Source organism: Oryzobacter telluris, assembly GCF_043099285.1.
In the GTDB taxonomy this organism is placed as follows: Bacteria; Actinomycetota; Actinomycetes; order Actinomycetales; family Dermatophilaceae; genus Oryzobacter; species Oryzobacter telluris.
This window is the reverse complement of sequence record NZ_CP170723.1, coordinates 110,170-131,400: the sequence shown is the minus strand read 5'-3', so window position 1 is coordinate 131,400 and position 21,231 is coordinate 110,170. Positions and strand designations below refer to the sequence as shown.

Below are 21,231 nucleotides of genomic sequence, written 5' to 3'. Positions count from 1 at the left end.
ATCGCCGAGTTCAGGAACGGGTCCAAGGTCGCCTGCGTGGGATCAGCAAACTTCACGACTGGGTCAGCCGGCCTGCTAGAGGTAGCGGTCGAGTTCCGGTCTCCTCGCGGAGGTTCGGGGCCAGGTGTGATCAATGACCTGGTCTCTGGTCCGATCCGAACCATGCTCGCCCGTCCTGAGCTCCGGCCATACTCAGGGAAGGAAACGGGGAGCCAGCTAGTCCACAGTCCGTCCGATCACCGAGGGGTACCTGATGATGTCAATTCGTGACTACTACAAACTAACGCGAGAGAACTTTTCCCTTAATCCGAAGCAGGATGCAAGCGTCTACTTCGGTGGCGCAAACATCAACGGCCGTATCAAGGACCGTCTTGAGACAGATTTCTTAGAGGAGCGGTCGGTGCCGAAGTTCATGATCTTCGGCCAATACGGCGCCGGAAAGACCCACACGCTCGGCCACATCCGGTACGTCCTCGGGGCGGACCCCTACTTCAGCGTCGGCTATCCGACCGAAGTGCGTCTTACGGAACTTCCGCCGCTCCGGTCGAGGGATACGTGGGCCAAGATCCATGGTCTCCTGGTCGACGAATTGGGTCGGGACCTGATCCGTTCGGCCGCGAAGTCGCTTGCTCGCCAGGCCCCCGAGTCCGTTGACCCAGAGCAGCACTTCTTCGAGAATGCCGTGCCCTTCGGTGACACCGCACTACGCAGTAGCCAAGCCAAGATCTACCAGGCACTGTTGTTCACCGGCCGACAGGAAACGGTCGCCTGGGAGTGGCTCAAGGGTCGATCTCTGTCTGCGGACGAGAAAGCAACCCTAGGAGTCGAGACTGACTTGTCGGGCCCGATGAGCTACCTCAACGCGCTGCTTAATCTTGCTTCGCTGGTGCATCGCGGACTTGGCAGGAAGGTCGTCCTCCTCGTAGATGAAGCCGAGTCTCTTCGCAGCGTGAGTGACTCGAACAGTGTCGACGAGTTCACGTCCATGTTCCGCAAGCTCATGGACAACGACAACAACGTCCTGGGAATGGTGCTGGCGTTCCAGTCCGAGGGTGGAATGGAAGACGCGCCCGAAATGCTCACAGACGAAGCGGTCCGTCGCCGCGTCGGTCATGACTCCGGCTATATCGATCTGACTCCTTTGGTGAGCGAGGGAAGCGATGTGAAGGACTTCATCACCGAGGTTCTCTGCTACCTCGTCGATCAGGAGGCCGCCAAGGCAGTCCTCGAAAAGGAAGGCAGCGACGTCGACCCGGGCATGTTCCCCTTCACTGTCGACGCCATTGAGGCGCTCGCGGAGTACGTCATGGAAGAACCCGGCCGCCAGGTGCCCAGCCAGATCATCAGCAAGATGAGCACCTGCGTCGCGACGGCATACCGCGACGGCATGCGCACAGGACACGCCTGTCGGCTCGTAGACGAGGGCATCGTGAACCAGGTTCTCTACCCGGACCAGGAGAGCTGACTGTGGCGCAAAAGTATCGCGCGGAACCACCCCTCAGTCCGCGCAAGCGGAACGTCACCGTGGGAGAGGGCGAGTCGGAGTGGGCCCTGATCGGTCGTCTCGCGGAGTCCGGCCCGATGCGGAACGTCCACCTCGGTCTCGATCGAGAGCATGTGCTCGCGATCGTCGGTAAGCGTGGTTCCGGCAAGAGCTTCACCCTGGGTGTCCTACTGGAGGGCCTGTGCGCCAGCCGGCGGGAGTCGTCCATCAGTGCCTCGACAAAAGAGCGCGCGACCCTCCTGTTCGACACACTGAACATCTTTCAGTGGATGACAGCACCCGTTACAGCGGATAGTCCGAGCGCCCACGTGGCTCAACAGCGAGTCGACTTGAGCCGCTGGAACCTCGAGGCTGAAGAGCTCGACGTCGACCTCTGGGTGCCGGCTGGGTTCGAGGACCAAGTAACCGGCCGTGCGTTGCCGTTTCGCATCCGCACGTGGGAAATGCAGGCGAGCGACTGGGCAGCACTCCTCAAGGTCGACGCTACCCAGGACGTAATGGGGCAGCTCATTACGGCCACCGTTGAGCGTGTCCGCTCCAAAGGTTGGACGCGCGCTGATGGATCAGCCGTCGCTCCTCAGGCGGAGTACACGATTGGAGCACTCCTGGACTGCCTGTCGGAAGACTCGATGATCAGCACCGACTTCGCGCCATCCACGATCCGGGCCGTGCGCCAGCGGCTATCGGCCTACGACGCCAGCCCCCTATTTGGATCCGATGGGACCAGTCTGGCCGAGTTGCTTCGACCTGGCCGCCTGTCCGTTCTGCTGCTCTCCGGCGTCCCGGACGACGTAAGGGCTGTCGTCGTGTACCTGACGCTGAGGAAGCTCATGCAGGCACGCGCGCGTGCCAGCGAGGCGTCCAAGTCGCTCGAACTTGGTTTCGCAACCGACCGGGACGAGCGCATCAGATGCGAGACGATCCTCGCCGAGGCACCGCCCAAGACATGGGTTGTCATCGACGAGGCACAGAACGTGTTCCCTGCCGAGCGCGCGACAGCGGCATCTGAGACGTTGTTGAAGTTCGTGCGGGAGGGGCGCAACTTTGGGCTCAGCCTCGCGTTCACTACTCAGCAACCAACGGCTCTCGACGCACGCGTCATGGCACAGGTCGACACCTTCATCGTCCATACCCTCACAGTCGACCGTGACATCAAGTCGGTCACCCAGAACCTCAAGTCACGCGAGCCCAACCGACTCGCATTGAGTGGCCGACCTATCACTCTCAGTGAGGGCGTCCGTGATCTCGCAATCGGTCAGGCGATGCTGAGCAGCACTGACGCGACGCGGAGCATGTTCCTGGACATCCGTCCCCGGGTGTCCGTGCATGGCGGTTACGAGAGCTGACATGGCCATACGGTGGATACAGGGTGCCAGAGTTAGCCTTCAACGCACGGGTGTCCTCCTTGCGGTCACTGCGGCCGCTAGCCCAACCCGCAGAACGACTCTGGAGGCTCTGCGTCGCAATTTCGCAGCCACACTCACCGCGGATATGCACGTCACTGAGGACACCTCCGCACGAGTAACGGACTACCTGCAGCGAATGCACTTGTGGCACCGGTACGGCCAGGAGCGGGGGCTATCGGTCGAGCAACTCGTCGGTTCCAAAGTTCAGGCGCAGGACTTCTGGTTGTCTGACCCCGCCCTACCGAGTTCCTCCGGTGCCATCACCGACAGGGTCGAAGAAGAACCAATCCAGTGGGCCATTGCCCTCCGACTCGTCCGCGCAGCAAATCACACGCTCACCGACAGGGGGCACGCCCTGCTGGCAGCCGCTGCACCCCAGCAACAGTCACTTCAACAAACGCGTGGCGCGCCCAATCCCATGCTTCTGTCCCAAGGCGCTGCACTGATCGTTCTTTACGCATTGCTTGAGGCCGACTATGACTTCGTACGCTGTGTGCACCGAGTCACGACGCCCAAGTCCGGTGAAGTCTTTTCTCGTGCCACGGCGTCGGCATCCATGGGGGCCGCGTGCCGGCTGCTGCGCGAGGAGAACCTCCGTCGAGTGCGAACGGGAGAAGACCGTCAGCGCCTGACGCGCCTGAAGGAGCTGGCAGAGAGCATCGAATCGGCTGGCGATGCTCCCACGCGGGGAGGGGCTAGGCCGCCAGACCAGACGTCTACCGTTCGGCTCGAGCCGTACGTTGACCTTGGCTTGATCGGAAGACAGTCGCGATATGAGTACCGGTATTTGCTGAGTCCCTCCCAGTTCAAGTTCTGGTCGTCGATTGTCGAACAACCAGACGGTCAACACTGGCTCGGCGAGATGGTCGTCGGTAGTTACGTTAGGGGCAGAGGTCTTCCTCTTGCGGAAGTTGAGCCCGAACAGGTGTGGGACGTGATCCGCGACTCCTGGGCTGCCCTACGGTCAACAATGGGATACGCCTCGATCACCGAGATGCTGCTGTTGGCAAACGCAAACTTGCTCGATCAGGGGATTGGGTACTTTGAGTTATCCGCGGGGATGACCGCGCTGCGCGAGCTCGATCGGGCGCATCCCAGATCTCTTCGATTCACGATGGCACGGGGCGGCAAGATCAGCTACGTCCGATTCAACGACGCCGGAGGACCCAAGTGAGTCAGCCAACCACCGCCCCCGAGTACGCGGATCTTGGACTCAACACCTGGCCATTTCACGTCGTGGCAAGCACCGCCACTGCCCACACTTGGGTGGGGAGGCCTGAACTTAAGAGGCGGATCGGGCGACTCAACCGCAGCCTCGCGCGGATCCCCAACAGCAGCATCGTCGTTATGTGGGCGAGCTTTGGAGCTGGCAAGACACACGCGCTCATGAATCTGCGTCGGTTAGCGCAAGAGACCAGCAGTCTGGTGCCGCTATATGTCGTAACACCTCGCGGGATCAAGACTTTTGTCGACCTGTATCGCGCGGTCAGCCAGGCCGCGCTTGAGTCAGGGGTCGCCGCCTCCACGGGACGCAAGATCCTTCTGCAAGAGGGGGCGCCCGCCGGCGACGTAGAGCGTGCGCTACGCGTCCTTGCGAGCGGCGATAACGAACAGGCCCAGGCGGCCACTTCCTGGCTTCGCGCGGAAAGGTTGAGCGCGCGAGAGCGGCAATCGCTGGGTCTGAGCGGAAATATCGACTCGACAAACGCTGCGATCGAGTCACTGCAACACCTCATTCACGCGATTCAGCAGGACGATAGGCAGGTGCTCCTCCTGGTCGATGAAGTTCAGGAATTGGCTGAACTTGGAAAGAAGCTGGACGAGTGCATTGGCGGCTTGCATAAGTTGTTCGACAAGTCACCGACTGGGCTCACGCTGGTGCTCTCCTTCACAACGGCCACCCAGGGCACTGTTCGCTCCATACTTGGCGAAACGCTCTGGGACCGCGTCGGCCAGACGATCGAGCTGCCTGCCTTCACTCGCGAAGAGGGTGCCGACTTCCTAACTGGCCTCATCACCGCCAACGCCTCGGATGCGGAGACTGCGCTGCGGATCTTCAGCAGACAGGCCATGCAGGAAATCGTCGATAGTCGAATGGCGTCCGATGGGACCTTGACCCCCCGGTCCCTCATCCGAGCAGCTGACCAAGTACTGAGGGAGGCACTGACGGACCTCGAGGATGGACTCATCGCGGTGATCGACGCAGCCTTCGTTCGAGAGGTCCTGGGTGGCGCGCCGGAATAGCGGGTTCCGTCCAACCGCCTCCTTGGTCGTTGGACGGGAGATCGAGCGCCTCCTTGGGCCGCGTTCCCGGTACACCGCCGAAGAGGCGGCGCTGGCAGGTTTGGTTTGCAGAGTGAAGGTCGAAGGAATCTGGCTCTACACACCATTAGGCGTGGTGTTCGAGGATGTCCAAGACCGGGTACGAGACGAATGCTTGGCCCTCTGTCGGGCCTGGGTACTCGCTCCGATGCCTCCACTCGCAGGCAAGGCAGCAAAAGAGCTTGATGGCAGCCACTCTGCGACGATGAACGCGATCCGACCGCTGTTACGTCTGTCTATTCGTCGGGGAGAACTTGCGGCGATGCCCGCCCTCACGGCGGAACATGAGCCGTACTTGTTGGTGCACGACCCATCCGACGCGGACCACATGGCGGCGCTTGTCGCTGCGGCGCTAGCCCTGCTTGAGGAGAATGGAGAGTTGTCCGCACACGACATCGGAGCACCGCCGCGGTCAACCACGGCTCTGGCATGGCGCAGCAACCTCCTAGCGCATCTCGAATGGCGCTTGGTGGGAAGTCGGACGGAAGGAGGCCTCCTCAGGTGGGATCGAATCTAGCCGCCCGCTTCGTTGCGGCTTCCGACTTGGTCGTGACCAGAAATGGTCTGCAGCGTGCCGCGGAAGTGGTCCCGGGCGATGCGCTGTTGACGTTACGGGGCGACGGCCGAATGCGAATGACCGAAGTATCGGCTGCGAAGTCGTCAGGCAGGAGGCGGTGCCTCCAGGTCTTGACTGAGGTGGGCAGCGCGTTCCTACCTGAGTGCGAGCCACTCGTGACGACGAATGGGCCGGTTATGGCACCGGAACTGCGACAGGCTTGGGGCCTCGGTCGGTCAATCCGCGTTGAATCCCTGCGGGCCCAAGAGGTCCGTGCCGAACTTCGCACACTGGGCCGCGGACGTGTGAAGCTCGCCGATCGGGCTCGCGGCGCCCTCTATTGGCTCGGGCGTGACCACGTCGCCATTCCGTCGGGTTCCTCGAACGCCGTTGTGGAGCGAATAGCGGCCATTTTCAAGGCAGCGGGCGTAGCCCATGAAGTGCGGGAGGATGAGCGTTGGCTGTCTTGGACGTTTGACCATTCTTCGTTGTTACCCCCGGGGCCAAGGTGCGTTCCTCACCCGCAGGATCTACTCGCGCTCGCCTCATGGGAGCCGGCAGCGGAGGCACGCACCCAACTCTCTGAAGCCTCCCTACGATCGGCCATCGTCTTGGCTCACGCATGGCATGGTTCCCCGGTGAAGATGGCATGGGTTCCCGGCTATCACCCAGTTGAAGCACGCTTCGCCACCGCCGCCCCTGGACCCTTTGTGCGGGTTGCCGGACTCCTCCCAGCACATCAGGAGTGCATGCAAGTGACGCTCATGCTGCCGGGAGCTGTCATCGCGGGTGGCCTTGCCTTGGGGAGACTCGCCTAGCTTCCACTTGGCTCCGACTCCGAGCGCGCGCGTTCGCTCAGCGAGGATGTGAGACAGGAGGCGTAGCCGCGGACAGTGCGGCCGACCCTTGCTCCCGCGCTCAGGTCGCCACGATGATGAACGGAGCGACGAGGCGACGTGCCAATAGGCTCCTTGGGGTGTCGCAGAAGTGGGTCAGTACCCAGCTCGGAGCTCACCTCGCCGGGCGCCGAAAGGTTGACACCGCGCCCGAGGTACTGCTCCGGAAAGCAGTTCATGCTGCCGGCGGGAGGTTTCGGCTCCAGCGACAGATCGCGAAGGGCTGTACTCCCGACTTCGTTCTCCCCGGGCGCCACGTCGCCGTGTTTGTCGACGGCTGCTTCTGGCACGGATGCCCAGAGCACGGACGCAAGACGCCGTGGACCGGACCAAACGCCGCTCTCTGGGCGGAGAAGATGCAGCGCAACTCTGAACGAGACGAGCGCTCCACGCGGCTCGCCCGCGAACACGGATGGTTCGTGGTGAGGGTCTGGGAGTGCCAGGTACGCCGCAACCCGGAAGGGGTGGCTCGCGGCCTGCTATCGGCGGAGTTCAAGTCGACTGGCGAACTACCGGCCCGCAAGCAGACGGGACACGGCCCTGTTTAGGACCTCGAGGCCCTCTCGCGTCACCGTGGAACCCCCGCCACTCACCGTCCCACGGCTATCGCAGGCGGACGTCCAACTCAGACCGGCCTTCTCGACAATGGCCTGACCGATCTCGGGCATGGAACCTAATCGCACACCGCAAGCCCTGGCGGCCGCGTCAAATACCTCAGAAGGAAGACTGCTTCCTACCCCGACCGGGCGGGCGGGGATGCCCAGCTGCCGACAGAGTTGGTTCAACTGGTCCTGCTTGCCGTCGCCGCCATGCAGACCGCTGCTGCCCGGGCGGGAAGTAGCGCCATCGTCTTCACCTCGACAGGCCGCGCACCAGTCTGGGTTCATGCCATGTCGACACTCTTCGCTCACTTTCGAAAGGTACCCGACCTTTGACAAGGCGATTGGATCCGTCCGACACATCTGGGTTTCCGCCAGACACGCCGTCCACAGTCGAGGACCGGGTCTAGCTATCCGACCCACGAGCTGCTAAGCTTTCGGACGTGAGTTCGAGCTCGTACAGCACCAGCGGGAGGCCCGCCTTCCGCTACGCCGACCTGTTCGCGGGCATCGGTGGGTTCCACGCGATGCTCGATCACGCCGGCGGCCGGTGCGTGTACGTGTCGGAGATCGACGCTGCGGCCCGGCGGACCTACGAGCGCAACTGGGTTGACCCTCTGAACCCCCGTCAACGACCCCAGGTCAACACCGACATCACGACCGCCACCCCAGCTGACGCGCCTGTCGACGTCCCATCGCACGACGTGCTTGCGGCCGGATTCCCCTGCCAGCCGTTCTCCAAGTCCGGCCTTCAGCGCGGCATGGACGAAGCGCGAGGCACGCTCTTCTGGAACATTGCCCGAATTCTCGAGGAGCGCACGCCTTCCGTGGTGCTGCTCGAGAACGTTCGCAACCTCACCGGCCCCCGGCACCGCCATGAATGGGAGGTGATCATCCAGACCCTGCGCGAGATTGGGTACCGCGTCTCCTCGACCCCTTCCGTGTTCTCGCCTCACTTCCTGCCACCGACGATGGGCGGGACTCCCCAGGTCCGCGACCGGGTGTTCATCCTTGGTACCTACGTTGGACCCAAGCGGGCACTCGAAGAGGTCAATGTGCCCCCGACTGTCGCACGTGGCCCTGTCGACGGATGGAACGTTCACGATTGGGACGTCGACTGGATCCTCGACGACGACTCCTCAATCGAGGACCTAGACAGGTACCGGCTTAGCCGCGACGAGATGGAGTGGATCCACGTTTGGGAAGACCTCGTGCAGCGCGTGTGGTCTGACCGCGGAGTGCGCTTGCCCGGATTCCCGCTGTGGGCCGACGCATGGATCCCCGAGCGGGCCCTCGAGCCACTCGAACTCGAGCTCCTCCCTCGTTGGAAAGCCGACTTCATGATCAAGAACGCCCGCTTCTACGACGACCACCGAGACATCATCAAGGCATGGAGGAAGGCCAACCCGTCGATCGCCCGATTCCCGGACTCGAGGCGCAAGTTCGAGTGGCAAGCCCAGGACACGTCATCGTTGTGGGAGACCGTCATGCACTTCCGCCCGTCAGGTATCCGAGCCAAGGCGCCCACTTACCTGCCTGCACTGGTTGCCATCACGCAGACCTCCATTGTGGGGAGCCGTCGCAGACGCTTGACGCCGCACGAGGCAGCCCGGTTGCAGGGGTTCGGACGGGACTTCTCGTTCGGAGACCAGCGCGACCCGGCTTCGTACAAGCAGGTTGGGAACGGTGTCGCAATTGGCGCTGCGTGGCATGTCTTCCGGACACATGTTGAGCGCGACGCCAGTTATCTTCCCAAGCGTCTCGTTCAGTCAGTCCTCGGGGCAACGGCGAACCCCACTCGTGACGCCATGTCGCTTGCTGCCTTTGAGTTCGAGGCCCAGCGACACAGTCTGCGGCGCTCCGCGGCTGGCTGAGTACTTCGTACGTCGCCATCACCGCACACATGGCGGCCGGCGTTGTCGAGGAGACTTGCCACTAGTCAATGACTAGGGTGCGGGCGTGCCCAACGACCCCCTGCTGCCAATCGACATCAACTTGCCCTCCGAGCACCTTGAACTCGAACCGTCGCACGTGAAGGTTGCTCAGCCAGTGGACAGCAGTGACTCCTCCTCTGACTTTCAGCAACTGCGTCGTGCGTTCACAAGCGACCCCCAGCTCGCCCAAGAGCTCCAGTGGTACCTGCATGTGGCCGTCGAGAACTTCAACCCGTCCGCCCGTGCGAACCGTTTCATCATTGGTGCCCTTGTGGAGTGGGGGATTGCACTCGCCGCCTTCTCAGCGGGAATCCTGACACTGCCTCAGGGGCACGATGCCGATGGCGACGACGTCGCGGGACTGCGAGATGCTGCAAAGTACCGATGGTCCGTCAAGTCTTCCTTCTCAACTCAGCGGAGCTACCAGTTCATCGTTCAGAACGTTCGCGGCAGGAAGGAAGAACAGCCCGCTGACCCGAAGATGGAGGGCACCCTCTTCTTGCATCCGCTGTTGCCCGGCATCGTTCATGTGGACCCTTCGAAACACCTGGATGTCTTCCATGCCCTCCGTTTCGAAGGCGACGCATGGGTGCTGCCCCTCAACGTTCTGGTCGCGCATGCTGAGGCCAATCCCGAGCAGGTCGTTCCCCTCGTGGTCCCGCCGAACCCGCAGGCTCGACAGGTAGACCCAGCACTCGACATCGTGCGGGCCTTTGTTATGCAGCCCCACTTCCACAGGCTTGGAGCAGCGTTCCGCCTTCAGGCGGCTCGGTCGACTTCGGGTGTTGTTGAGCAACTGCAAGACCTTCGCAGGATGGCTGCCGAGGGTCAGCTGACGCCGCAGCAGTCTGAGGCTGCCATCAATCAACTCTTGGGGTTGGCCAAGTAACCTTGCCGGATGCTGGGTGGTCAGGTGGGGCCACACACGCACTCATCTCCCCCTGGCCGCTGGCGAGTGTTGTGCTGAGAAGGTGCTGTCCCTGCCCAGGCGCCACTCCTGCTGCGATCGCCGAGCGTTGTGCGCGAGTTCGGTTGCGGCACTCTCCATGATGGCCGGCGCCAACTCTTGGATGCGGGTGCTCAGGCGCTCGATGTAGTTGCCCACTTCGAGTTCTCTAGACATTCTGTCTGGGGCTCTCGGCAACCAACTCAGCGGGCCGCCGCCAACCGACATCGAGCCGGCGCGGGCCACGTTCTTGGCAAGAGAGCCGGCGGGGTCCTCCAACACCGAAAGAATCGCTTTGTCCTGCCACCAGGTCGCCTGATTGAGGATCTCGCCGGGTGATTCGCCGTCGACCTAGTGGAGCGCGATCTGGCCGCGGAGCCCTGCGTAGCCCGGCTGGTTGGTCAGACCGGGCATCCAACGCTCGAGCGCCGAGTCGAAAGCGCGGATCTTCAAGTCACCGAGAAGGTGCTCGGCGAGCAGGGCAGTGCATCCTCGTACTGCTGGATGGCCCGCCCCAGCTCGCGGGCAGGTCAGCTGCCATCGCACGTTTGGCGGATTCAGCGCGGTCGTCTCGTTCGAGTATCCGGGTGAGCACCTCGCGGGGGGCCGTGGTCGGCCGGCAGCTCGAGGGCGAACCCATCGGGGGCTGGCTCGTCGTCCGACAGGTAGATGTGGTTTTCATGCCGTCCCCTGGAGAGCGCAACATAGAGCCCTTGTCGACTCTCGGCACCCGTGACCACGGTGTGTGTCGTGTCGACGGTGGCGCCCTGGGCGCCGTGGATGGTGCTGGCGTACCCGAGCTGCACGTGGTGCCCGACATATTCGGCCGACAGCCTGAGCACCTCGCCGAGCCGGCGAGCTTGATGACCCGCCCGTGCAACGTGGAGGTCGCCGTTGCGGTCGACGCTTCGAACAACCCAGCGATCCCCGTTCTTCACCCGCGACACGTCGCGGCCGCGAATGGAGCGGTCATTGTGCCGCGAGATGACGTGTGGGGCGATTGCGGCTTGGTCTTCACGACCCGGCTTGGCGATCCGGTCGACCCGCGCAACTTCCACCGCGACTTCAAGGTGAGAGCGGCGAAAGCCGGCGTGCCTGTCGTCCCGATTCACTCAACGCGGCGGACTTGCGCCAGCCTGCTCGTGGCTCTCGACGTTCACCCTCGCGTGGCGATGGCCGTCCTCCGGCACAGCCGGATCGCACTCACCATGGAGATCTACTCGCAGGTCTCCTCGACAGCAACGCGTGATGCCCTCAGGCGGCTCGGTGGCGAGCTCTCCGGGTCCTAGCCGACGTTTAGAAGTCCCGCAGAAGCCAAGCAGTGACCCGTCCTCCACCAGTGGGCTGGGGTGTGTTCCGGTAGCAGCAACTGCTGATGTCATCGGTTGCCCGCACCCCGAGCACCGTGGGATTCCAATCGTGCGAGCCTCAACCCCCTTCGGCGTGCGCGGCTTGCCCGTTGTGTTCGTGAAGAGCTATAGAGCCTTGCGTACGCCGACGTTGTCCCAATGAACACCCCGTGTCGGAATAGCGGACCTGCGACTGACTGCGTAGGGTCCCCGTACCGAGCGAAGATCGAATAACGGGGTGGGCATGAGCTGGGCGAACAGTGAAGACGCGACGATCTTGATCACAGTAAAGACGTACCCAACGCCTTCACAGCACCATGTCGAGACGGTCTGCGTGGCTGGGGTTCGCCTCGATAGGGACGAACCCGAGTGGGTTCGTCTCTATCCAATCCCTTTTCGAGCACTTGGGGAGAACGAACAGTTCAAGAAGTATCAGCTGGTCAGGGCTAGGATCACGCCGCGCGGAGGTTCCGATGTGCGGCCCGAGTCCTTCCGACCTGACCTGCAGCACTTGGAACTATTGGAGACGATTGACACCAAGAGAAATTGGGGGGCCCGTCGAGAGCTTATTGAGCCGCTGATAGGCGCGACGACGACTTGCGAACTTGTGGAGATCAATCGAGCAACCTCATACGACCGACCTGCCCCGTCCCTGGGCCTCATTAAGCCTCGTGTTAGCCGCATCGAGCCGCTGGACTTTAGGCCCTGGAACACGAAGCAACTACAGAAGGTGAAGCGCGCCGCCGAGCCGGACCTCTTCAACGCCCCGCTCCAAGAGCTGCAACCCGTGCCCTACCGACTCCGCGTGCACTACCGCTGCATGGAAGAAGGATGCACGGGCCACAAGCAGGAAATCTTGGATTGGGAACTGGGAGTCGCAGGGATGATGTGGCAGCGGCGGTACAGGGAGCGGACCGCGGAGACGATCCTGACGCACTGGGAGTCCATGCTTATGGATCCTTCAAAGGACACGCACTTGTACATCGGCAACCAGCATCAATACCGACACAGCTTCTCGGTGCTGGGTGCCTGGTACCCAAAGGCTTGATGTCAGACCTGCAAGAGTTGAACCTCCGGTAGCTCACGCTGGATGGCCTCGGCCACCAATCCACGGTGACACTCGGAGTGCTCACGCTCGAAGCAGAGCAGCGCAACGACCTCTCCATCGAGCGATTCAGCGACGTGAGATAGCGCCTCGGTGCCGGCCTGCGCCCGAAGGATTGCCGAGAATCGATCTCTTGCATCTTGTGATCCAGCTCTGAACGCCTCCCGGTTCTCCTTGGGGTTCCCGAGCTCGCGATAGTGGCAATACGAGATGCCGACGGCGCGCAGTGCTTCAGAAAGGCGTCGTTTTGAGAGCCCTGGTTTCCTGGAAATAGGGTTAAGGCGCACGTCAACAAGAACGCCAACGTGGTTCGCCAGCAACTGCTCAAGGAGTTCGTTCAAGTCCTTGCCCTCATACCCGATGCTGACAAGGGCTGGAGTCTGAGGCGTGCTGGGCATGCTGCAGTGTCTCATCCGCCCGGCCCGCAGGCCTTCATCATCCACATGTCAGGGGCGCCTGCGATGCGTCAGCGCCACTGACATTGGTGGCGCAGCCCAAGCGACCACTGCAGTACTTTGCTGGGGTATGAACGCGTCAGAGGCCCCTTCCGACGAGCGGAAACGGCCTCTGACCTGCGGTGGAGCCAAGGGGACTCGAACCCCTAACCCCCTGCTTGCAAAGCAGGTGCGCTACCAATTGCGCCATGGCCCCTTGACGACGATGCCCGCGCGCACGAGGCGAGCGGGCGTCATCGACGTCGGTCTCAGCTCTTGGGGGTGTCCGTGGCTTCCGCCCAGAGCCGGTTCTCGGCCTGCTTGGAGGCGATCTTCTTCTGGACCGCGACCGCACCGACGGCCGTCGCGAGGAGGATGAGGATCTTCTTCACCGGTGCACCACCTGGGGAGTGAGGGATCGGGTGGTGGGCCTAACAGGACTTGAACCTGTGGCCTCTTCCTTATCAGGGAAGCGCTCTAACCGTCTGAGCTATAGGCCCGTCCGCCGATCGGCGTGCGCCCCCCACGGAGGGTGGCGCGGTGCACGAGGTTACCGGATGCACCGGCCCTCTCCCAAAACGGCGACGGGGACCCCCGGGCCCCCGTCCCCACTTGCGTGGATCAGTCGTCGGTGAGGGTGAGCTGCACCCCGCCGACGAGGGCGCTGGAGACGTTGTAGAGGAAGGCCGCGAGGGTCGAGATCGCGGTGATGAGGACGACGTCGATAACCGCGACGACGACCGACAGGGACAGCACCCGGGGCAGCCCGATGAAGTCCATGATGTCGAAGCGGTTCTGCCCGTCCTGGACGACCTGGCCGATGACCCCGTTGATCTGGTCGAAGACCCCCATGCCCGCGAGGATCGTCCACAGCACGAAGACCATGACGACCATCGCGATGCCCAGGGCGACCGACAGCAGGAACGAGATCTTCATCGCCGACCAGGGGTCGACGCGCGAGACCGTGAGGCGCACCCGGCGGTTGGCCGAGGGGCGCGGAGCCGGCTTCTTCGCAGCCGCTGCGGGAGCGCCCTCGGAGGACGTGGCCCGGTCAGGAGCGCTGCGCACCGGCACCGGCGCGGTGGGAGCGGACGTCGAGGCCGTGGTGGCGTCGCCGCCGGCCATCCGGCGCAGCGCGCCGCCGTCACCGGAACCCGAGGCCGGGGACCCCGACGGGGAGGTCCCGCGGCGGGGGGTGCTTCCCGTGGAGGAGGCCGAGGAACCCAGGGGGCGCCCTGCGTGGTCTGCCGTGCTCACTCACGACCTCCTGTGTCGTCGTCGTCCACCGACGGTACGGCATCCGTCACCTCGTCAGCGACCTCCGAACCGGGCGCGCCATCGACCGAGATGGCATCGTCACCAGCCGCCACGACGGGCGCGGACCCGTCGACGACCGGCACGCCGGCGGCGTCCTCTGCCTCCTCGACGGCCTCCTCCACCTCGCGCTCGGGGTTGCGGGCCACGGCCACGATGGCGTCGCCCTTGCCGGCCTTGGCGAACTGCACGCCCATGGTGTTCCGGCCGGTCAGGCGCACGCCGTCGACGCGGGAGCGCACGACGTTGCCCTTGGCGAAGATCACGAGGACCTCGTCGTCCTCGGCCACGGTGAGGGCGCCGACGAGGTCGCCGCCCTTCTCGCTGAGCTTCGCGACGGCGACACCGAGGATGGCGCGGCCCTTGACGTTCCACTCCGACGCCTTCGAGCGCTTGGCCAGGCCGGTCTCGAACATGGCGAACACGTCGGGGTCGGTGCCCTCCTCGATGACCGACATCGACAGTAGCGAGTCGTCACCGCGGAACTTCATGCCCGTGACACCGGAGGTGGCGCGCCCCATCGGACGCAGCGTGGCGTCATCGGCGTGGAAGCGCACCGACTGGCCCTTGCGGGAGACGAGCAGCAGGTCGTCGCGCTCACCGACCAGCCCGACGCCGACGAGCTCGTCGTCACCGCGCAGGTTGATGGCGATGAGGCCGCCGCTGCGGGGGCTGTCGTACTCGCCGAGGCGGGTCTTCTTCACCAGGCCGCCCTTGGTGGCGAGCAGCAGGTAGTCGGCGGTGGCGTAGTCACGGATCGCCAGGACCTGCGCGATCTTCTCGCCCGGCTGGAACGCGAGCACGTTGGCGACGTGCTGGCCCTTGCTGTCGCGGCCGGCGTCGGGCAGCTCGTAGGCCTTGGCGCGGTAGACCCGGCCCAGGTTGGTGAAGAACAGCAGCCAGTGGTGCGAGGTGGTCGTGAAGAAGTGGTCGACCATGTCCTCGCCGCGCAGGGACGCGCCGCGCACGCCCTTGCCGCCGCGCTTCTGCGAGCGGTACGCGTCGACCCGGGTCCGCTTGGCGTAGCCGCCGCGCGTGATGGAGACGACGACGTCCTCCTCGGGGATGAGGTCCTCCATCGACATGTCGCCGTCGAACGGGAGGATCTGGGTGCGGCGCTCGTCGCCGAAGCGGCGGACGATCTCGGCGAGCTCCTCGCTGATGATCGAGCGCTGGCGCAGCGGCGTGGCGAGGATGTCCTCGAAGTCCTTGATCTGCGAGTCGAGCTCGTCGTGCTCGTCGATGATCTTCTGGCGCTCCAGGGCCGCGAGCCGGCGCAGCTGCATGTCGAGGATGGCCTGGGCCTGCAGCTCGTCGATCTCGAGCAGCTCCATCAGGCCGGTGCGCGCGGCGTCGACGGTGGGCGAGCGGCGGATGAGCGCGATGACCTCGTCGAGCGCGTCGAGCGCCTTGAGCAGGCCGCGCAGGATGTGGATGCGCTCCTCGGCCTTGCGCAGCCGGTACGCGGTGCGCCGCTGGATGACGTCGACCTGGTGGTCGACCCAGTAGCGGATGAACGCGTCGATCGGCAGGGTGCGGGGCACACCGTCGACCAGCGCCAGCATGTTCGCGCCGAAGGTGGTCTGCAGCTGCGTGTGCTTGAACAGGTTGTTGAGGACGACCTTGGCCACCGCGTCGCGCTTGAGCACGATGACGAGGCGCTGGCCGGTGCGGCCCGAGGTCTCGTCGCGGATGTCGGCGATGCCGTTGAGGCGGCCGTCCTTGACGTGCTCGGCGATCTTCTGCGCGAGGGAGTCGGGGTTGACCTGGTAGGGCAGCTCGGTGACGACGAGGCACTGTCGGTTCTGGATCTCCTCGACCTCGACGACCGCGCGCATGATGATCGAGCCGCGGCCCGTGCGGTAGGCGTCGTCGATGCCGCGGCCGCCCATGATGAGCGCGCCGGTGGGGAAGTCCGGGCCCTTGACCTCGGCCATGACCGCGGCGAGGGTCTCCTCGCGGGTGGCATCCGGGTGCTGGAGGACCCACTCGGCCGCGCGCGAGACCTCACCGAGGTTGTGCGGCGGGATCTGGGTGGCCATGCCGACCGCGATGCCCGCGCTGCCGTTGACGAGCAGGTTGGGGAAGCGGCTGGGCAGGACCTCGGGCTCGAGGGTCTTGCCGTCGTAGTTCGGGCGGAAGTCGACGGTCTCCTCGTCGATGTCGCGCACCATCTCCATCGCGAGCGGCGCCATGCGGCACTCGGTGTACCGCGGGGCCGCCGCCGGGTCGTCGCCCGGGGAGCCGAAGTTGCCCTGGCCCTGGACGAGCGGGTAGCGCAGCGACCAGTCCTGGACGAGGCGCACGAGGGCGTCGTAGATCGAGGTGTCACCGTGCGGGTGGTACTGGCCCATGACGTCGCCGACGACGCGGCTGCACTTGTTGAAGCCGCGGTCGGGGCGGTAGCCGCCGTCGTACATCGCGTAGACCACGCGACGGTGCACCGGCTTGAGGCCGTCGCGCACGTCGGGGAGGGCGCGGCTGACGATGACGCTCATCGCGTACTCGATGTACGACCGCTGCATCTCGGTGTTGAGGTCGATCGGCTCCGTGCGGTCGAACTCGACCGGGGGCTGCTCAGTCATCAGATTCCTTGGCTATCGGGACGTCAGGGTGCGGGCGCGGGGCGCGGTCAGATGTCGAGGAAGCGGACGTCGCGCGCGTTGCGCTGGATGAAGGAGCGGCGCGACTCGACGTCCTCGCCCATGAGGATCGAGAAGATCTCGTCGGCGGCGGCGGCGTCATCGAGGGTGACCTGCAGCAGGACCCGGTGGTCGGGGTCCATCGTGGTCTCCCAGAGCTCCTGGTAGTCCATCTCGCCCAGACCCTTGTAGCGCTGGATCGGGTTGTCCTTGGGGACGCGCCGGCCCTTGCTCTGGCCCTCGGCGAGCAGGGCGTCGCGCTCGCGGTCGGTGAAGGCGAACTCGTGCGGGGCGTTGCTCCACTTGATGCGGAACAGCGGCGGCTGCGCGAGGTAGACGTAGCCGGCCTCGATGAGCGGCTTCATGAACCGGAAGAGCAGGGTGAGCAGCAGCGTGCGGATGTGCATGCCGTCGACGTCGGCGTCGGCCATCAGCACGATCTTGTGGTACCTGGCCTTCTCGATGTCGAAGTCCTCACCGATGCCGGTGCCGAACGCCGAGATCAGGGCCTGGACCTCCTGGTTGGCCAGGGCCTTGTCGAGGCGGGCCCGCTCGACGTTGAGGATCTTGCCGCGGATCGGGAGGATCGCCTGCGAGTAGGGGTTGCGGCCACGCACGGCCGAACCGCCGGCCGAGTCGCCCTCGACGATGAAGACCTCGGAGACCGCGGGGTCCTTGGCCTGGCAGTCGCGCAGCTTGCCGGGCAGGCCGCCGGACTCGAGGACCCGCTTGCGCGTGGCCTCGCGGGCCTTGCGCGCCGCCATCCGGGCTGCGGAGGCCTGGATGCACTTGCGGACGATCTCGCGGCCCTCGTTGGGGTGGCTGTCGAGCCAGGCGCCGAACTCGTCGGTCATGGCGCGCTGGACGAAGCCCTTGACCTCGGAGTTGCCGAGCTTGGTCTTGGTCTGCCCCTCGAACTGCGGCTCGCCGAGCTTGACGCTGATGACGGCCGTGAGGCCCTCGCGGACGTCGTCGCCGGTGAGGTTCTCGTCCTTGTCCTTGAGCTGGTTCTGCTTGCGCGCGAAGTCGTTGACGAGCTTGGTCAGCGCCGCGCGGAAGCCCTCCTCGTGGGTGCCGCCCTCGTGGGTGTTGATCGTGTTCGCGTAGGTGTGGACCGACTCGGAGTACGAGGTGGTCCACTGCATCGCGAGCTCGAGGGACAGGCTGCGCGCGACGTCCTCGACCTCGATGGAGATGACGTCGGGGTGCACGGGGTCGGTGCGCTTGGACGACACGAGGTGGTTGACGTAGTCGACCAGGCCGTTCTCGTACCGGTACGACACCGAGCGCGCGGTGGTGGTCTTGACCCCACCGCCGGCGGCCTCGTCCTCGTGGTCCTCGACGACCGTGATGTCGGTGTCGACGCCGTCGAGGTCGGGGGAACCGTCGCGGGGGACGGCCACGCGCTCGTCGACGAGGTTGATCGTCAGACCCTTGTTGAGGAAGGCCATCTGCTGGAAGCGGGCGCGGATCGTCTCGTAGTCGTAGTCGACCGTCTCGAAGATCTCCGGGTTGGCCCAGTAGGTGATGGTGGTGCCGGTGCGGTCGGTCTCCTCCATCTTGGTCAGCGGGCCGACGGGCACGCCCTGCTCGAACGACATCCGGAAGGCGTGGCCCTTCTGGCGCACGCAGACGTCGAGGCGGGTGGAGAGCGCGTTGACGACCGAGGAACCGACGCCGTGCAGGCCACCGGACACCTTGTAGCCGCCGCCGCCGAACTTGCCTCCGGCGTGGAGCTGGGTGAGCACGAGCTCGACGGCGCTGACGCCCTCGGTGGGGTGCATGTCGGTGGGGATGCCGCGGCCGTTGTCCTTGACGCGGACGGCGCCGTTCTCCATCAGGGTGACGTCGATGGTGTCGGCGTACCCCGCGAGCGCCTCGTCGACAGCGTTGTCGACGATCTCCCACACCAGGTGGTGCAGACCGCGCTCGCCGGTGCTGCCGATGTACATGCCGGGGCGCTTGCGGACCGCCTCGAGGCCCTCGAGGACGGTGATCGCCGAGGCGTCATAGGCCACACCCTCAGCCTCGGGGACCGGTACCGCCACCGGGTCGGCCGGCTCGGGGGCCGCCACCGGGGTCTGCTCGGGGGTCTCGTCGGGCTGCTGCTCCGCCACGGGTCTCCTTCGGTATGGCGCCCCGGTGCGGACGGACCGACGGGGCTCATGGAGCGCGCCCACGGCGTCAGACACCGAGGGCGCGGAATCACCTCCTATTCTATAGGTCAGAACCGTCAGGACTTGCCTCCGGGAGCCCCTTGTGGACGGTTTTCCGGCACGAACAGGCACCCGTCCGACCCCCGACACGCCCCCCCGGCCCCCAGAGGCCGTGATCGCCGTTTCCCGGTCACGACGACATCGGGTGATCTACGGTGTCGGCCATGGTGGGGACAACGGGGTGGAAGCGGTGCCTGGGCGCCGTCGTGTGTGCGGTCGTGCTGGCCGTCTCGGGGTGCGGGGCGGTGAACCCGTTCGCGCCCGTGGGGACCCCGTCACCGAGCCTGGCGCCGACCTACGACCCCGACCGGCCGACCCCGGCGGCACCCAAGGGGCACCGGTGGGCCGAGGCCGACGAGAACGGCGTCCTCGTCGCGGTGCCGTCGTCGTGGAAGGTCGTCGACAAGAAGCTGGTCGACGGCATCGGCGACACGGCGGCCATGAAGGACCTGGCGCAGGAGTTCAGTCTCGACCCCGCCCAGCTCGAAGCCACCATCGCGTCCAGCGACGTCATGGTGTTCGGCCCGCGGGTGAAGGGCTACACGCCGAACGTCGGCGTCACGAGCACGACCGAACCCATGCCGTCGGCCTCCGAGCTCATGGCAGCGATGCAGCAGATGGGCGGGTCGGCGGGGAAGGTCGGCAAGACCCGGACGGTCTCGACGCAGATGGGCAAGGCGCTGGTCCAGCCCTACTCGGCGAAGGTCCTGAGCTTCACCGTGCACGGGCGCATGATCCTCGTCAGCAAGGGGCCCAAACTCGTGGCCGTGACGGTGTCCCACGTGTCGCCGAAGCAGGTCGACGCCATCACGAACGTCATCCTCGAGCACCTCCAGTCGTACTGAACAGCACCGATCCGGTCAACGGTCGGGGCGGTAGACCTGCACCGAGCCGACGGGCTCGAACCCGGCCGTGAGCAGGGCGCGCAGGCTGGGGACGTTGCCGGGCGACACGCAGGCGACCACCGGATGGCCGGCCGGCACCAGGCCGCGCGCGGCCGCGGCGAGGGCGGTGCCCAGGCCGGCACCCCGGTGGGTCGGACCGACCTCGAAGCTCATCTCGGTGAGCCCGCCCAGGCCGGTGGCGAGCGTGAGGACGGTGGTGTCGTCGCCCTCGAGGCCGAAGACCCGGACGTCGCCGCGGATGGGGAGGGCGTGGTGCACCCGCGGGTGGTCGCGCAGGTCGGGGCGGAGGACGAGGCGTGGGTCCGGTGCCCCGGTGCCCTCGGCCAACAGCACGGCGTCGAGGACGTCGACCCAGCCGTCGCGACCGGCCAGACGGGTCATGACGCGCGGGTCGTGGGCGTGGCCCCAGCCGTCGACCCCGAGGTCGGCCAGCTCGGTGTCGGTGACGTCGTCGGGGGCGGTGACCACGGCCCGGCCGGTCACGGACACCACCGCGTGGACGCCGTCGCGCCAGGAGGGCGTGCGACTCCACGAGCCGTCGACAGGCTGGCGGGGGCCACGCCAGGCACGGAGCAGCAGGTCGGCGACCGGGTGGACCGGCGCCGGCCCGCCGGGGGCGGCGTTCGTCACGAGGTGGCGTCCCGCGGGGCGCGGGTGGCGAGGCAGCGGTCGAACACGGCGAGCGCGGCCGCCGGGATGGGCGTCGGACGCCGGCTCTCGCGGCCGATGTAGACCTGCACCCACTCGCAGTGCGCCACCACGTCCTCCGACCCGGGGAGGAACAGGGCCGCCTCCAGGACGACGCTGGTGCGGCCCGTGCGGGCGACCCGCACCGCGACGTCGACCGTGCCGGGGAAGGAGACCTCGCTGAAGTAGCGGACCGTCGACTGGGCCACCACCCCCTGCTCCGGGGCGACGCGCTCGTCGATGCCGGTCTCCCGCACCATCCACGCGTTGATCGCGGTGTCGAACAGCTCGAGGTACACGGCGTTGTTGAGGTGCCCGAGCATGTCGTTGTCGGACCAGCGGGTGGTCGCGGTGGACAGGTCGTCGAAGTCCTCGCGGCGCAGCTCGCGTGGGTCGGTCATGGCCCGATCGTAGGT

The 21,231-nt window shown here is 65.5% G+C and carries 17 protein-coding genes and 2 tRNA genes; 9 read left to right on the top strand and 10 right to left on the bottom strand.

Annotated features, from left to right (window positions below):
* Positions 1-256 precede the first annotated feature (256 nt).
* The 7 genes from ACFLFB_RS00590 (at position 257) to ACFLFB_RS00560 (ending at position 10,106) form a co-directional block, all read left to right on the top strand.
* Positions 257-1,465, top strand: coding sequence for a hypothetical protein (locus tag ACFLFB_RS00590; RefSeq protein ID WP_392543763.1), 1,209 nt, complete (start codon positions 257-259; stop codon positions 1,463-1,465).
* Between the two features lie 59 nt (positions 1,466-1,524).
* On the top strand, positions 1,525-2,850 hold the full coding sequence (locus tag ACFLFB_RS00585; protein ID WP_392543762.1) for an ATP-binding protein: 1,326 nt from the start codon (positions 1,525-1,527) through the stop codon (positions 2,848-2,850).
* Positions 2,851-2,995: 145 nt separating this feature from the next.
* Entirely contained in the window at positions 2,996-4,084 is a 1,089-nt protein-coding gene (locus ACFLFB_RS00580) for a hypothetical protein (protein ID WP_392543761.1), read from the top strand.
* Between the two features lie 173 nt (positions 4,085-4,257).
* Positions 4,258-5,154 (top strand): BREX system ATP-binding domain-containing protein, encoded by an 897-nt coding sequence (locus ACFLFB_RS00575; RefSeq protein ID WP_392545452.1) that lies wholly within the window; start codon positions 4,258-4,260, stop codon positions 5,152-5,154.
* Between the two features lie 1,565 nt (positions 5,155-6,719).
* The gene (locus ACFLFB_RS00570; RefSeq protein WP_392543760.1) at positions 6,720-7,232 is read left to right on the top strand and encodes a very short patch repair endonuclease; all 513 of its coding nucleotides are present in this window, start codon (positions 6,720-6,722) and stop codon (positions 7,230-7,232) included.
* Positions 7,233-7,726: 494 nt separating this feature from the next.
* Entirely contained in the window at positions 7,727-9,157 is a 1,431-nt protein-coding gene (dcm, locus tag ACFLFB_RS00565; RefSeq protein ID WP_392543759.1) for a DNA (cytosine-5-)-methyltransferase, read from the top strand.
* Positions 9,158-9,242: 85 nt separating this feature from the next.
* A complete protein-coding gene (locus ACFLFB_RS00560; protein ID WP_392543758.1) occupies positions 9,243-10,106 on the top strand; it encodes a hypothetical protein in 864 nt (287 codons plus the stop codon).
* 614 nt (positions 10,107-10,720) lie between these two features.
* Here the strand turns inward: ACFLFB_RS00560 and ACFLFB_RS00555 are convergent.
* Positions 10,721-10,969: a C-terminal helicase domain-containing protein gene (locus ACFLFB_RS00555; RefSeq protein ID WP_392545451.1), complete on the bottom strand. Its 249-nt coding sequence runs from the start codon at positions 10,967-10,969 to the stop codon at positions 10,721-10,723.
* A 787-nt stretch (positions 10,970-11,756) separates the two neighbouring features.
* Here ACFLFB_RS00555 and ACFLFB_RS00550 point away from each other — a divergent pair.
* Entirely contained in the window at positions 11,757-12,560 is an 804-nt protein-coding gene (locus ACFLFB_RS00550; RefSeq protein WP_392543757.1) for a hypothetical protein, read from the top strand.
* Positions 12,561-12,562: 2 nt separating this feature from the next.
* Here ACFLFB_RS00550 and ACFLFB_RS00545 read toward each other — a convergent pair whose 3' ends face one another.
* The 7 genes from ACFLFB_RS00545 to gyrB form a co-directional block, all read right to left on the bottom strand.
* Entirely contained in the window at positions 12,563-13,015 is a 453-nt protein-coding gene (locus tag ACFLFB_RS00545) for a DUF488 family protein (RefSeq protein ID WP_392543756.1), read from the bottom strand.
* Between the two features lie 180 nt (positions 13,016-13,195).
* Positions 13,196-13,268 (bottom strand) — tRNA-Ala (locus ACFLFB_RS00540).
* Positions 13,269-13,320: 52 nt separating this feature from the next.
* Positions 13,321-13,443: a DLW-39 family protein gene (locus ACFLFB_RS00535; protein WP_392543755.1), complete on the bottom strand. Its 123-nt coding sequence runs from the start codon at positions 13,441-13,443 to the stop codon at positions 13,321-13,323.
* A gap of 31 nt (positions 13,444-13,474) precedes the next feature.
* Positions 13,475-13,551: transfer RNA gene (locus tag ACFLFB_RS00530), tRNA-Ile, on the bottom strand.
* Positions 13,552-13,672: 121 nt separating this feature from the next.
* Entirely contained in the window at positions 13,673-14,308 is a 636-nt protein-coding gene (locus tag ACFLFB_RS00525; RefSeq protein ID WP_392543754.1) for a DUF3566 domain-containing protein, read from the bottom strand.
* Entirely contained in the window at positions 14,305-16,950 is a 2,646-nt protein-coding gene (gyrA, locus tag ACFLFB_RS00520; RefSeq protein ID WP_392543753.1) for a DNA gyrase subunit A, read from the bottom strand. The genes ACFLFB_RS00525 and gyrA overlap by 4 nt, the downstream gene beginning before the upstream one ends.
* A 47-nt stretch (positions 16,951-16,997) precedes the next feature.
* The gene (gene gyrB, locus ACFLFB_RS00515; RefSeq protein ID WP_392545450.1) at positions 16,998-19,082 is read right to left on the bottom strand and encodes a DNA topoisomerase (ATP-hydrolyzing) subunit B; all 2,085 of its coding nucleotides are present in this window, start codon (positions 19,080-19,082) and stop codon (positions 16,998-17,000) included.
* Between the two features lie 305 nt (positions 19,083-19,387).
* Between gyrB and ACFLFB_RS00510 the strand changes: the two genes are divergently transcribed.
* Positions 19,388-20,068 (top strand): hypothetical protein, encoded by a 681-nt coding sequence (locus ACFLFB_RS00510; RefSeq protein ID WP_392543752.1) that lies wholly within the window; start codon positions 19,388-19,390, stop codon positions 20,066-20,068.
* Positions 20,069-20,083: 15 nt separating this feature from the next.
* On the opposite strand, the gene ACFLFB_RS00505 is transcribed toward ACFLFB_RS00510, so the two are convergent.
* Positions 20,084-20,758 carry an N-acetyltransferase gene (locus ACFLFB_RS00505; RefSeq protein ID WP_392543751.1) on the bottom strand — a complete coding sequence of 225 codons (675 nt, stop codon included), beginning with the start codon at positions 20,756-20,758 and terminating at the stop codon, positions 20,084-20,086.
* Positions 20,755-21,216 (bottom strand): acyl-CoA thioesterase, encoded by a 462-nt coding sequence (locus ACFLFB_RS00500; protein ID WP_392543750.1) that lies wholly within the window; start codon positions 21,214-21,216, stop codon positions 20,755-20,757. Before ACFLFB_RS00500 ends, ACFLFB_RS00505 begins: the two co-directional genes overlap by 4 nt.
* Positions 21,217-21,231: the final 15 nt, after the last annotated feature.